Consider the following 12682-nt stretch of genomic DNA (forward strand, 5'->3'; position numbering starts at 1 on the left):
GTAATAAACTCTTTTTTTGCTTATTTCAAGTAGGCACCCTTCCAGTTAAATTGGACCCCGGCCGTGTTATAAACCACGCCCTTAACATTCGTTTTAACTAGCGAAGCTTGGGCCAATTGGTAAAGTGGAGCCACCCCTTGGTCATTGTTCAAAAGGCGGCTAGCCTTAACTAAGTCATTCATCCGCGCCGACTTGTCAGTAGCATCCTTGCCCTTAGCATCAGCGATTAATTGGTCATATTCCTTGTTTGACCACTTTCCGTTGTTGTAGCTAGCATCCGTGGTAAACATGTCTAAGAAGCTAACTGGGTCTGAGTAATCAGCGGCCCAACCGGATAAGACGAGGTCAAAGTCGCCACTTTCTGACTTAGCAATCCGGGTCTTCTTAGGAACATTATTAACCGTTACCGTCAAGCCCTTTAAGTGTTGTTCAAGTTGGCTTTGTAAGTATTCCGTTACGTTCTTGCTTACCCCGTCATCATCGCCCAACAAGTTCAAAGACACTTTAGACACGCCTGCTTCTTTGAGTCCTTCTTGCCAGAGTTTCTTTGCCTTAGCTAAATTATAGTTAGCACCGGTCTTAGTATCTTGTAAAACTGAGAAGTCCTTACCATCAAATTGGGTCAAGCCTTTAGAAACAATCCCGGTTACGGTCAAAGAACCATTGCCTAAGACCTTATTGACCAGTTGTTTTCTATCAACGGCATAGGATAAAGCTTGGCGGACCTTGGTATTTTGGAGTACCTTCTTAGTTTGGTTAAATTCGAGGTAGTTAGTCCGCGCTTGTTTGTAAGAGACAAAGTCCGGTTTGCCCTTCAATTCCCGGGCTTGGGTTGCATCCAAATAAGTTTGGTCTAACTTGCCACTTTGATAGAGATTGTAAGAAGTGTTGGTGCTCTTGGTTACTTGGAAGGTCATCTCTTGTAGTTTAACGTCTTTTTTATCCCAGTAAGTTGGGTTCTTGACTAACTTCCAACTTAAGTTAGACCCGCTCCAACCAGTCATCTTAAACGGTCCGTTATAAACCATGTATTTCGACGCGGTCCCGTACTTCTTACCGTATTTTTCAACCGCATGTTGGTTTTGAGGATAAAAGACCGTAAACCCAAGCAGAAGTTTAAAGTAAGGCACCTTTTTATCCAAGGTTACGACCAACTTGTGCTTGCCTACCGCCTTGACACCCAAAGTCTTGTATGACTTCTTATTAGCGGCGATGTCGCTAGCATTTTTCACACCCTCAAACAAGTAAGCGTAGGCCGAAGCTGTTTTAGGATTGACAGTGCGCCGCCAAGAATAAACAAAGTCTTGGGCGGTTACCGGGTCACCATTTGACCACTTGGCATCCTTCCGCAAGGTAAAAGTGTACTTCAACCCACCGTCAGATACCTTAGTTGAAGTGGCTAAGGCATTTTCAACCTTCGAGTTTTTCCCTAACCGGTACAAACCTTCGTTACTGTTAGCAATCACGTCCGAGCTAACCTGATCTTGAACCAAGGATGGGTCTAAGGTTTGCATTTCAGCCGGTTCACTCCAGCGGAGGGTCTGCTTGTTAGCGGCCTTGACCCCAGTCGTTGGAAAACAGGTTGCTAAACTTAACGCCCCCATCAATACTACACTTGTCTTTTTCAACTTCTTTTTCATCTCTGTTTGCATTCGAAATCCCTCATTTCCCGAACGCCTCATAACATTAAGCGTTCGTAGTTAATACTTGTGCTTGAATGTTAATAATGCCACTAGCTGACATTGTAACCACCTCGAATCCGCCTAAATTAAGCTAAACAAACAAAAAAGACGCCCCTTAACCGAAGTTAAAGGACGTCATCAACGTGGTACCACCTTTATTTACAGAAAAAATATCCTGCCTCAAGTAAGCAGCCCTAATACTTTAGGGCGATTTACCGGTGCGATAACGGGCACTGCCAACCTTGGTGATTTGCGACTGATTTCAACGTCTATATTCGGCTAACTTTCACCAACCGTTAGCTCTCTTAACCCTAGTCCACGTCTACTTGTTCCGCTCAAAGCTTTAATTGATTTAATTTGATGCTTATATCCTAACGCGCTTAAATTAAAATTTCAAGTGGTTTTTTTAATTTAATTAACCATTTCTAAATACATCAGCAAAATAAGCCCGCCAAATCAATGATTTAGGCCGGCTTACTTTGTCTATATTTTAGGGGAATCTCTAAGTCTTTAGAGAAAAAGTTATGAAAAGTAGGTTTTGTTATTGGGTATGCTTATACTATAACGGGCAGATATGAAAAAAGTTTGAAAATTTTTTGAGTCTTCTCTTTCATTTTCATGATAATATGGTAAACTTAAGGCCTAAGGGGTAGGCCTGGTTGCGTTACGGGCCAAGGGAACGGAATGTGGACCTTGGCAGAAAGGCAACGCCGACGTTTCTAGGCCGCATTCACCATTTTTGGTGCTTGTTTTCCCAAAAATTTTAGGGAGATGTTTTAGCATGTTAAAACTCACATGGCACAGTCCAAAATTAGCAACTAAGATTTTGACACTAACTGCAATCTTAGTCGCTATTCATGTCGTCTTAGGTAAGATTTCCGTTGGTTCCGATAGTCTCTTCAAGATTAGCCTGGGCTTTATAGGTACTGCTCTAATTGGTTATTTTCTTGGTCCTTGGCTAGGAGGCTTAGCGATGGTTTTAAGCGATTTAATCGCCAATACCATCCTCGCAAGCAACGGGAACTTTTTTATTGGCTTCACATTTAGCGCCTTTTTATCAGGGGTTATTGCTGGTAGCCTGCTCCACAAGCAAGATTTAACTTGGTATCGGTTGGCCTTTTATGAATTTTGCCAACTAGTAATCACCAACGTCTTTTTCACCACCTTGTGGATTCATATCTTATATACGACGCCGTTTAAGACCTTATTACTGGCTCGTTTACCTAAGGAGATTATTTTTTGGCCGATTGAAACAATCGTTTTGATTGTTCTTTTCAAAGCCTTGTCCAAGCACAAACTTAACTTAGATTAATCAAAAATCAAAGCAGGATCTAACCATGTTGCCAGTTAGATCCTGCTCTTAATTTTAGGATAAAATTTTCCTCACCCTAGCTTGTAAGTCGGGAATCACCTCAGCTTCAAACCAAGGATTTTTCTTGAGCCAAATTTGATTACGGGGGGAAGGGTGTACCAAGGGAAAGTAAGTCGGTAAGTATTCCTGGTAGTTCTTAACGACCGTAGTCAACTTCGTGCTCGCCTTCAAATTGAGGTAATGCTTAGTCGCGTAAGCCCCCACTAAAATCGTTAACTGTATGTTAGGCATCGCCGCCAGTAAGCAGGGGTGCCATTTTTGTGCAAAGCCCTTACGAGGTGGTAAGTCCCCGCTTTTGCCACTGCCCGGAAAGTAAAAATCCATCGGTAACACGGCTACTTGCCCGGATTCGTAAAAAGTCTGCCGGTCAACAGCTAGCCAGCTACGGAGCCGGTCTCCGCTAGGATCATTCCAAACAACCCGACTGTCCTGGGCTTTCTTACCCGGAGCCTGCCCGATAATCAGTAATTTTGCTTGCGGGTTAGCATAATAAAGCGGCTCTATCCCCGCTTGAGTGTAAGTTTCGTTTTGGGGATCAGCCATAATTTCAGCAAATATCTTCGTTAAGTTTTCAACCATTCTACTTCACCTCACTAATCTCAGTCTACCGCTAGTTTAACCAAAAAGTAATTCCATTTTGGTCATAAAAAAAAGAGTCGCCGGTAAGCGACCCTTTTGGGCAAATGCCCCTGCCAAGGTAATTACAGTTTAGCTCATGCCCGCGGATTTTTCAAAAAGCGGACCCGGATTACCTCGGGAATGTGGAGCAATTCTTTAGTCAGTTCGGCTTGTTGCTTTGCGCTGACAGTTGCCATATCAATTACCGTGTAAGCAATTTTTTCCCGTGACCGGTTAATCATGTTATCAATGTTTAAATTATAGTTAGCCAAAATGGTGGTAATCCGCCCCACCATGTTAGGCACATTTTGGTGGATTAAAGTTAGGCGCAATGGCGCTTCAAAGGCCATTTCCACCGTCGGAAAGTTAACTGAATTGACAATATTGCCCGTTTCTAGATACTTACGTAAAGTCCTAGCTGCCATCTTAGCCCCGTTAACCTCGGCCTCAGCAGTTGTACCGCCTAAATGGGGGGTCACAATTACTTTTTTGTGGCTAGCCAAAGCAGGGGTGCCAAAGTCACTGATAAATAACCGTAACTTGCCGGCGTCTAAAGCCGCTAAAACAGCCGCGTCGTCTACAATTCCACTCCGGGAATAGTTTAATAACACCGCGTCTTGCTTCATGGCCTCCACCTGTTCTTTGCCAAGCAAGTGGCGGTTCTTCTCGGTATAAGGAACGTGGACGGTCACAAAGTCGCTGGCGGCTAATAAATCCTCTAAACTTTCCGCCCGGGGAATGTCATTTGATAGTTGCCAAGCGTGTTCCACCGAAATATAGGGATCATAACCGATGACCTTCATGCCAAGGTCGCTGGCCGCCTTAGCCACCCGGGACCCAACGGCTCCAAGCCCGATTACCCCAATAGACTTACCCAGTAGCTCATTACCCGCAAAGTGATTCTTGCCGGCCTCGGTTTGTAAGGAAACATCCGCGCCCCCCAACTTATGCGCCCAGGGGATTGCATCAAGTACCGGCCGTGATGCCAATAATAACATGGTCAAGACCAGTTCTTTAACCGCGTTAGCGTTAGAGCCTGGAGTGTTAAAAACGACTGTCCCTGCCGAAGTAGCTTGAACCAAGGGAATATTATTAACCCCTGCCCCCGCCCGCGCAATCGCTAAAACGTTAGTGCCAAATGGGGTCTTATGCATATCTTGACTCCGGATTAGGAGGGCCTGAGGCTTTTGGCTTTGGTTAACAGTATATAAATCGGTTGGAAATTCGGCCAACCCTTCCTTGGCAATCACATTGTAAGTTTTAATATCCATCATAATTTATTTCTCCCCTACTGTCTTGGCAAATTTTCCCATAAAAGCAACTAAAGCTTCGACCCCTTCATAAGGAAAGGCGTTGTACAGACTAGCTCGCATCCCCCCGACCAAGCGGTGACCCTTCAAGTTAAGCAAGCCTTGGGCAGTAGCTTCTTTGATAAAGCGTGCATCCAAAGCCTCATCCCCAGTCATAAAGGGCACGTTAGTGGTGGACCGATCACTAACCTTGGTTACGGCTGGCTTAAAGAGGGTCGAATTATCCAAATAGTCATAAAGTAAGGCAGCCTTTTTTTCGTTGCGCTTTTGCATCGCAGCTACGCCCCCTAAATCTAATAGCCACTTAAAGACTAACCCAGCTGCATAAATTGCAAAGACGGGCGGCGTATTTAGAGCGGAGTCTTTCTTAGCTTGCTTGGTATAGTCAAGCATAGCTGGTAAAGCCTGAGCTTGGCCTAGCAAATCCTTTTTAACAATCACAATAGTTAAGCCCGCGGGGCCAATATTTTTTTGCGCCCCCGCATAGATTAAACCAAAGTCGTTAACATCATAGCTTTGGCCCAAAATATTTGAGGACATATCACCTACCAACAGGTTTCCTTCAGTTGCTGGTAACTGGCGGTACATAGTTCCTTCAATCGTGTTATTGGTTGTAATGTGAAGGTAATCATAAGCCCCGGTTAAATTCAACTGGTAAGGAAGTTCGGTGTAGCCACTGGCCTGCCCACTAGCAACCGGGTCAACTTCTACGCCCACAAGCTGCGCTTCTTGCCCGGCCCGCTGTGACCAGTGGCCACTATCAATCAGTCCGATTCGTTTCTGTTTAGTTGCTAAGTTCAAAGCCGTAGCCGTAAATTGTAAGGTCGCTCCTCCTTGTTGGAATAAGATTTCATAAGTATCCGGAATTTTCATTAACTTCCGTAAGTCTGACTTTGCTTGGTGAAACATTTCTTCGTAAAGAGAGGAGCGGTGACTAATCTCCAATATACTCATGCCACTGTCTTTAAAAGAAGGCAGTTCGGCTTGCATTTGCTTGATGACTGAAACTGGCAACACCGCCGGCCCAGCCGAAAAATTATAAACTTCTGTCACATTATCCACTTCTTTCTTTAAAAATTAATTTTCCAAGCTTATTTTTCTCATTTTAAGTTCTAAGCTTCACTTTAAATATAGCTTATTTAGTCATAGAGGGCAACTAATAAAATTAAAAACAGCTAATAACAAGTCTTATCTTTAACTAGTTTATGCACCGCTAAACAAGGTTAGCTGCTTGTAATCTTTAACTGACGCCTCTTAATCTTTTTGTAACATAAACGTCAAACTAAATTTTAAGTTCTCAGAACATTACCCCACCTAAGCCGGCTAATTCCTAGCTAGTAGGCCTTAAATCTTTCGTAACTTTTTTGTAACATTTATGTTGAGATAAGAATTACAAGTCAACTTGCCCTTCAGAAAAAATGGCTCAACCACGGGCTTTCTTTGCTTAAGAATTACTTAACAAATTCTTACAAAAGTTAACAATCCCTTTATAATTAGCTTTTATCGGACTTTTGTTACAAAAAAATTAAGTTTTGTAACCTTTTTTGTACCCTAATGCAATATTAAAAGATTAAAATAGAATCACAGTCGTAAAATTAATATCCGGGAGTGAAAGATTTGAACAATACTACTAAGAAAATTTTATTCGGTACTGTTGGAGCAGCCGGTTTATTCCTAGCTTCCTCAGCTAGCGTTAACGCTGATACAACCCACCACGTTGTTAAGAACGATACCGTTTGGGATTTATCACAAAAATACGGCGTTTCAATTCAATCAATCGAACAATTAAACAAAATTAACACTGACACCCACTTAATTCGCGAAGGGCAAACTTTAACAATTCCTACTACTGGTAAGACTGCAGCTAAGACTGCTACTAAGACCAGCCAAGTAACTGTTAAAGCCGGCGATACTTTATGGGCTTTAGCTCAAAAATACGGGACAACCGTTGAAAAGTTACGCCAACTAAATGGCCTTGCTAGCGACGCTTACTTAATTCATGTTGGCGACGTTATTAAGGTTGACGGTCAAGTAACGACAACAACTACAACCAATGCCCAAGCTACTTCAACTGTAAGTTCTGAAGCTAGCCAAACTAGTCAAGCTGCTGCAACCGCAAGTTCTGAAGCTAACCAAACTAGTCAAGCTACTTCAACTGCAAGCTCTGAAGCTAGCCAAGCTGCAAGTACTAGCCAAGCAGCTACTCCATACGTAGCCGCTAACCACGTAACTTATACGGTTCAAGCCGGGGACTCACTTTACACTATCGCTCAAAAGTACGGTGTAACTGTTGACTCCTTACGTCAAGCTAATACTTTAGGGGCTACTTTACAAGTTGGTCAAAGCTTAACAGTTAACGACCCAACTAAGAACCCTCAAGCTAGCGTAGCTGCTAGTCAAGCTGAACAAACTCCAGCTCAAACTACAACCACTAGCCAAGCTACTCAAGCAACCCAAACAACTCAAGCTGCAACGACAACTAACCAAGTTGCCCAAACAACTAGTCAAACTACTAGCCAACCAGCAGCTCAAACTCAAACTCAAACTAGCCAAGCTAGTCAAACAACCCAAACTAGTCAACAAACTCAAGCTAGCCAAGCTCAAGTTGCTACACCATCATCATACTCAGTTAGTGCGTTACTTTCATACGCACAAACATTCACTGGGGTACCTTATGTCTTAGGTGGAACAACTCCAGCTGGCTTTGACTGCTCCGGCTTTACCCAATATGTCTTCAACCACTTCGGCAAGAACATTGGTCGGACTACTTACCAACAACAATACGCTGGTACTAAGCTTGCAGTATCAAGTGCTCAACCAGGTGACTTACTCTTCTGGGGTGCATACGGTTCAGCTTACCACGTAGGTATCTACCTTGGTGGTTCTTCTTACATCGCTGCTCCAGAACCAGGTGAATCAGTAAGTGTTAAGAGCTTTACTTACTACCAACCATCATTTGCAGTTCACGTGAACTAAGCATTGATTTTAAACTAAAAGCACAGCTTCAAAAAATTGAGGCTGTGCTTTTTTTATGCTTATTTAACTAATTGGTAAATCGATCCAGCTGACAGCAAGATTGCAAAGACAATGTTTACAATCAAATTTTGCTTCTTGCTTAACCGACCATCTAGGTAAACGTACATGATGGCCTGACTGAAAATTACCATTAAAATATTGGCATAGTTACTAAAATCAGTGCTAATTAATTGTTTCTTGACTAAAGCGTAGCCAACTTCAACTAAGGAATAAAAAATTACTGGGTAGCGGCTAATTAAATAGGTAACGTAAGCATCCTTAAAGGACATCGACTCCCCTGTCAACCGCACTACTCCTTTAAGAATTAAAACCATCAGCAAACACCCAAGAATCGTTGCAATCACAGCAGTTACCGTCCCTGCTACTTGCGCCGTTTTTAGTGCTTGAGCTGGCATCTTCATCTTACTGTGGGCTAAGGCTATGTTCCCAACAATTGCGGTTAATACAGCCATTATCACTAAGTTAACGTGACTTAACCATAAGAGCTTTTTATCTGTTGCCATCAAATCTCCCCTTTCACTTGCATTAAACACCCCTTAATTGTAACACTAACTAGCGACTTGCGGAGTGATTTGTCCTAAGTGGTCACTTTTTCGTCTTAAGCGTTTATGCTTGCAACAATTCAAAAAATCCTCTCACCTTTTTGAGAGGATTTCGATTTGCTACTCAAATCGCCAGTTTAGCCCGTAGTCATGGGCTTTACGTATGCTCCTATTCACCTCATTTCCACTCTTCTTCTCACTTCTTTTGCAACAATTCAAAAAATCCTCTCACTTTTTTGAGAGGATTTCGATTTGCTGCTCAAAAGGATGATTAGCAAAATTATTTACTTAAATCTAGCAACTGGCGGTACTGCTTTTTCGTCAACTTAACTTTTACCTTCAGCAACTTGACTTTGATAAGCGCTTCACGATTGCTGTAAATCTTAGCTTTTGAACGCTTTCCATTTTGCAACAAGACATAGGTTGCCTTTAACTTGGCGTGACGCGGGCGCTTAAATAAGAAGTTATCCTTTCCTTCTGCTTTGCCACCAGCATCCCCCAAAATATCACTCACTAATTCAACTTGCCGTGGCTGCTTTTTGTAGCCATAGACCTTAATAAGCTTTCCCTGGGGATTATAGACTTTCACCTTAGAATTATTGCTGGCCCAAACACTGCCAACCATCCCCAAAAAGACTAGGCAACTAACCCAAAATAAAACTACTTTTTTCATTAAATTAACCTCCTTTAATTACGCTTCAATAATCACAAAGCCGTACTGGCCTAAGCGCGAATCGGTTTCGATTAGGTTTTGGCTCATAATGAGCTTAGCATTGGCCGGGAGCACAAACTTGATGCTGGAATAGCCGAGGTTAAAGAGGGCAAAAATCCGCTGTTTGCCCAAGCGGCGGGTAAAACTGAGGTAATCGTACTTGCTACTATACTGCCCCCATTCATAGCTTCCCTTCGTGATTAGGGGGTTGTAGGCCTTCCGAAAATCGGCTAGGACCTTGATAAAGCGTAGCATGGTTTCATCTTGTTCGTCTTCTTTCCACTTCATGCAGGCCCGGTTGGCGGGAACGCTGGCGCCGGTTAGGCCAAGCTCCGTCCCGTAAAAGAGGACGGGACTGCCAATTTGGAGGAAACTGTAGGCTAACAAGGCCCGCATTAGTTGCTTGTCTTGGTGACAGAGGTCTAGTAGGCGGGGACTATTAGGCCCATCTAGACTTAAAAGCATCCCCTGTAAGGTCGGGTTGGCATGGCGCATCAACTGGGTGTTGGTGGCTTCAATCAACCAACCCACCGCTGCTTTTTCGTCTAAGAAATAGTCCTTCATAATCTCAACTAAGGGGTAGTTAACTCCCCCATTAAAGAGGGGCCGCCCCTCGGTATTTATCCCCGTATCGTTATTTTCCCCCACGAGGTAGAAGTTAGGTTTAATCTTGTTAAGGTGGGCAACCAGCCGCCGGCTAAAACTAGGTGGAAATTCATCCGCAGTCCCAATCCGCCAGGCATCAATATCAAATTGTTGAACCCAGTAAGTTAACACCTCTAACAAATAATCTTGCACGGCCTTTTCATGTAGGTTTAACTTAGGTAGGTGGGGATTATTAGCGAACATGGCGTAACTCGCATCCGGAGCGTAATTAGGATCTGCGCTGAGGGTATAACGAACCGGAAAGGCTTTGACCTTAAACCACTTGGCAAAGCGGGATTTAGCCCCGAGCTTGTGAACGTCTTGCCATTGTAGTGAAAAATCACTGAGGTGGTCAAAAGTTCCCTCAAGCATGACTTTCATCTGGCGTCTGTGGGCCTCATCGACTAAGCGCTTGAGGTCTTCCTTATTGCCAAAGGCAGGGTCAACGCTCCAAAAGTCGGCCGTGTCGTATTTATGGTTGGAATAGGCGGTAAAAATCGGCGTCAAATCAAGCCCGTTGACCCCCAACTCCTGCAAATAATCAAGCTTATCAATAATGCCGGCCAAGTCACCTCCAAAAAAGTTGGTGGCGCTAGCTTCTTCGCTATCCCAGGCCACGGTGCCTTCCTTATCGTTAGTGGGTTGGCCGTTAGCAAACCGATCCGGCATTAACTGGTACCAAATTGTTTTCGCCACCCAGGCTGGCAGGCCAGTGATTTCGGCCGGATCCAGGTAAGGGGTCCGGAAAGCGACCAGGTCATGAAGACTAGTCTCGCTAAAGGGCGCTAACTTGCGGTCATCGTACAAAAACTGTTCGCTTTCTTGGCCGTAAATCCTAAAGGCATAGGCCAAGCGCCGACTGGCGGGAATACTTAGCTTTACTTGCCAGTAATCGGCACTTACCCCCCGCAAATTTTTCACCAGTTCCTTAACTTGATAATTCCATTTGCTAGTATTGGCTTCGGTCAAGGTTTTATCGTAGGGGTCTCCGTATAAAATTTCTACTTTACTTAAATCATTATGTTTAGCCCGTAAGTTAATTACAAATTCGTCTGGAGTTGACATGTAGGCCCACTCACTATTAGGGCGATGATAGATAGCAGCTAGTTCCATGGCTACCAACTTCCCTTCTAAATTCAAGTTCTTAATTTAAGCCTATTCACTTTTAACTAAATTAGCAAGCCTTTTCTCTTTAATTTTTGTGTAAGTCATCACAAAGTGGTGAGGTCCAATTTTTTAAAAACTCGAGTCCATTTCTTGTAATCGTTTTCTAAGAGGATTATAATAACTATGTAAAAGTAAGTTTAGGAGGAATTTATTATGGCTTATAAAACAACTTATCCATACACTGATGAAGTTTTACACGAATTTCCTAACGCTACTGACGCTCAAGTCGAAGCTACACTAGCCAAGGCCCACGCTTTATATAAAAAGTGGCGCAAGGAAGGGCTCGTCAAACGCCAAGCCACCCTTCACAAGGTAGCTGACCTCCTCCGAGCCGATAAAGATAAATACGCTGAAATTATGACTAAGGATATGGGGAAACTCTTTACTGAAGCCCAGGGTGAAGTAGAACTCTGTGCCGACATTGCCGACTACTATGCAGATAAGGCAGAAGAGTTCATGAAACCAACTCCGCTTGAAACACAAGCAGGGACGGCTTACTACCTCAAACAAGCTACCGGTGTCATCATGGCAGTTGAACCATGGAACTTCCCCTTCTACCAAATTATGCGGGTCTTTGCCCCTAACTTTATGGTCGGTAACCCAATGATTTTAAAGCACGCTTCCATTTGCCCTGCGTCTGCCCAAGCCTTCGACGAACTAGTTAAAGAAGCCGGCGGAGAAGAAGGAGCTTTCACCAACCTCTTTATCTCCTATGACCAAGTCTCCAAGATTATCGCAGATAAGCGTGTCAGCGGGGTCTGCTTGACTGGTTCTGAACGCGGTGGTGCAAGTGTGGCTGAAGAAGCCGGAAAGAACTTAAAGAAGTCTTCCCTAGAACTCGGGGGTAACGATGCCTTCATCATCTTAGACGACGCTAACTGGGACCAACTAGCCAAGACCATTTTCTTTGCCCGCCTCTACAATGCCGGCCAGGTCTGCACATCTTCCAAGCGCTTCATCGTCATGGCAGATAAGTATGACGAATTTGTAGCCCTCGTTAAAGATGCCTTTGCCAAGGCTAAGTGGGGGGACCCAATGGATCCAGCTACTACCCTGGCTCCCCTTTCATCCAAGCAGGCTAAGAAAGACGTCTTAGCCCAAATCGATTTAGCCGTTAAAAATGGGGCTAAGGTTGTTTATGGTAACGAACCAATCGACCACCCAGGCTACTTCGTCATGCCAACCATCTTGACTGACATTACGAAGGACAACCCAATCTACAACCAAGAAATCTTCGGTCCAGTTGCTTCCATCTACAAGGTTGATAGCGAAGAAGAAGCGATTGAACTAGCTAATGACTCCTCATACGGACTCGGTGGGACTGTCTTTAGTAGCGACCCTGAACACGCTGCCCGGGTAGCAGCCCAGATTGAAACTGGGATGTCCTTCATTAACTCTGGCTGGACCTCTTTGCCAGAGCTTCCATTCGGTGGGATTAAGAACTCTGGCTACGGCCGGGAATTGAGCCCACTTGGCTTTAATGCCTTCGTCAATGAACACCTAGTCTTTACCCCGAAAGGGTTAGAACACTAATTACTCGTCTAATTAAGCTGGGATAGTTAAGCTAAAAAGCTAACTACCCCAGCTTTTTTAGCTCC

The 12682-nt window shown here is 43.9% G+C and carries 10 protein-coding genes and 1 riboswitch; of the genes, 3 read left to right on the forward strand and 7 right to left on the reverse strand.

Features of this window, described 5'->3' with window-relative positions; translation table 11 throughout:
- Window positions 1-20: 20 nt before the first annotated feature.
- A complete protein-coding gene (locus N4597_RS09975) occupies window positions 21-1652 on the reverse strand; it encodes a peptide ABC transporter substrate-binding protein (protein WP_390892639.1) in 1632 nt (543 codons plus the stop codon).
- A 673-nt stretch (window positions 1653-2325) separates the two neighbouring features.
- A riboswitch (THF riboswitch) is annotated at window positions 2326-2420 on the forward strand.
- A gap of 43 nt (window positions 2421-2463) precedes the next feature.
- On the opposite strand from N4597_RS09975, the gene N4597_RS09980 reads away from it, so the two are divergent.
- On the forward strand, window positions 2464-2994 hold the full coding sequence (locus tag N4597_RS09980) for a folate family ECF transporter S component (RefSeq protein ID WP_050611629.1): 531 nt from the start codon (window positions 2464-2466) through the stop codon (window positions 2992-2994).
- Between the two features lie 54 nt (window positions 2995-3048).
- Here the strand turns inward: N4597_RS09980 and N4597_RS09985 are convergent, their stop codons facing one another.
- The 3 genes from N4597_RS09985 to serC all read right to left on the reverse strand — a co-directional run bounded on the left by N4597_RS09985 (window position 3049) and on the right by serC (window position 6035).
- A complete protein-coding gene (locus N4597_RS09985; protein ID WP_260903759.1) occupies window positions 3049-3633 on the reverse strand; it encodes a uracil-DNA glycosylase family protein in 585 nt (194 codons plus the stop codon).
- Window positions 3634-3767: 134 nt separating this feature from the next.
- Window positions 3768-4946, reverse strand: coding sequence for a phosphoglycerate dehydrogenase (locus N4597_RS09990; RefSeq protein WP_260903761.1), 1179 nt, complete (start codon window positions 4944-4946; stop codon window positions 3768-3770).
- 3 nt (window positions 4947-4949) lie between these two features.
- Entirely contained in the window at window positions 4950-6035 is a 1086-nt protein-coding gene (serC, locus tag N4597_RS09995; protein ID WP_260903763.1) for a 3-phosphoserine/phosphohydroxythreonine transaminase, read from the reverse strand.
- A gap of 555 nt (window positions 6036-6590) precedes the next feature.
- On the opposite strand from serC, the gene N4597_RS10000 reads away from it, so the two are divergent.
- A complete protein-coding gene (locus N4597_RS10000; protein WP_313958049.1) occupies window positions 6591-7958 on the forward strand; it encodes a LysM peptidoglycan-binding domain-containing protein in 1368 nt (455 codons plus the stop codon).
- A gap of 59 nt (window positions 7959-8017) precedes the next feature.
- Here N4597_RS10000 and N4597_RS10005 read toward each other — a convergent pair whose 3' ends face one another.
- The 3 genes from N4597_RS10005 to N4597_RS10015 form a co-directional block, all read right to left on the reverse strand.
- Window positions 8018-8521: a hypothetical protein gene (locus tag N4597_RS10005; protein WP_260903768.1), complete on the reverse strand. Its 504-nt coding sequence runs from the start codon at window positions 8519-8521 to the stop codon at window positions 8018-8020.
- Between the two features lie 319 nt (window positions 8522-8840).
- Window positions 8841-9233, reverse strand: a complete 393-nt coding sequence (locus N4597_RS10010; RefSeq protein WP_089144442.1) for a hypothetical protein — start codon at window positions 9231-9233, stop codon at window positions 8841-8843.
- An 18-nt stretch (window positions 9234-9251) separates the two neighbouring features.
- The gene (locus N4597_RS10015; RefSeq protein ID WP_260903771.1) at window positions 9252-11030 is read right to left on the reverse strand and encodes a glycoside hydrolase family 13 protein; all 1779 of its coding nucleotides are present in this window, start codon (window positions 11028-11030) and stop codon (window positions 9252-9254) included.
- Window positions 11031-11237: 207 nt separating this feature from the next.
- Between N4597_RS10015 and N4597_RS10020 the strand changes: the two genes are divergently transcribed.
- The gene (locus N4597_RS10020) at window positions 11238-12617 is read left to right on the forward strand and encodes an NAD-dependent succinate-semialdehyde dehydrogenase (protein ID WP_260903773.1); all 1380 of its coding nucleotides are present in this window, start codon (window positions 11238-11240) and stop codon (window positions 12615-12617) included.
- Window positions 12618-12682 lie beyond the last annotated feature (65 nt).

It is taken from the genome of Ligilactobacillus agilis (genome assembly GCF_025311475.1).
GTDB classification, from domain to species: domain Bacteria; phylum Bacillota; class Bacilli; order Lactobacillales; family Lactobacillaceae; genus Ligilactobacillus; species Ligilactobacillus agilis.

What these genes read in the sequence shown, in the direction of transcription:
- N4597_RS09990 (WP_260903761.1), bottom strand. Translation starts at nt 4,946, where the DNA reads ATGATGGATATTAAAACTTACAATGTGATTGCCAAGGAAGGGTTGGCC.
- N4597_RS09980 (WP_050611629.1), top strand. Translation starts at nt 2,464, where the DNA reads ATGTTAAAACTCACATGGCACAGTCCAAAATTAGCAACTAAGATTTTG.
- N4597_RS09975 (WP_390892639.1), bottom strand. Translation starts at nt 1,652, where the DNA reads ATGCAAACAGAGATGAAAAAGAAGTTGAAAAAGACAAGTGTAGTATTG.
- N4597_RS09985 (WP_260903759.1), bottom strand. Translation starts at nt 3,633, where the DNA reads ATGGTTGAAAACTTAACGAAGATATTTGCTGAAATTATGGCTGATCCC.
- N4597_RS10010 (WP_089144442.1), bottom strand. Translation starts at nt 9,233, where the DNA reads ATGAAAAAAGTAGTTTTATTTTGGGTTAGTTGCCTAGTCTTTTTGGGG.
- N4597_RS10020 (WP_260903773.1), top strand. Translation starts at nt 11,238, where the DNA reads ATGGCTTATAAAACAACTTATCCATACACTGATGAAGTTTTACACGAA.
- N4597_RS10015 (WP_260903771.1), bottom strand. Translation starts at nt 11,030, where the DNA reads ATGGAACTAGCTGCTATCTATCATCGCCCTAATAGTGAGTGGGCCTAC.
- N4597_RS10005 (WP_260903768.1), bottom strand. Translation starts at nt 8,521, where the DNA reads ATGGCAACAGATAAAAAGCTCTTATGGTTAAGTCACGTTAACTTAGTG.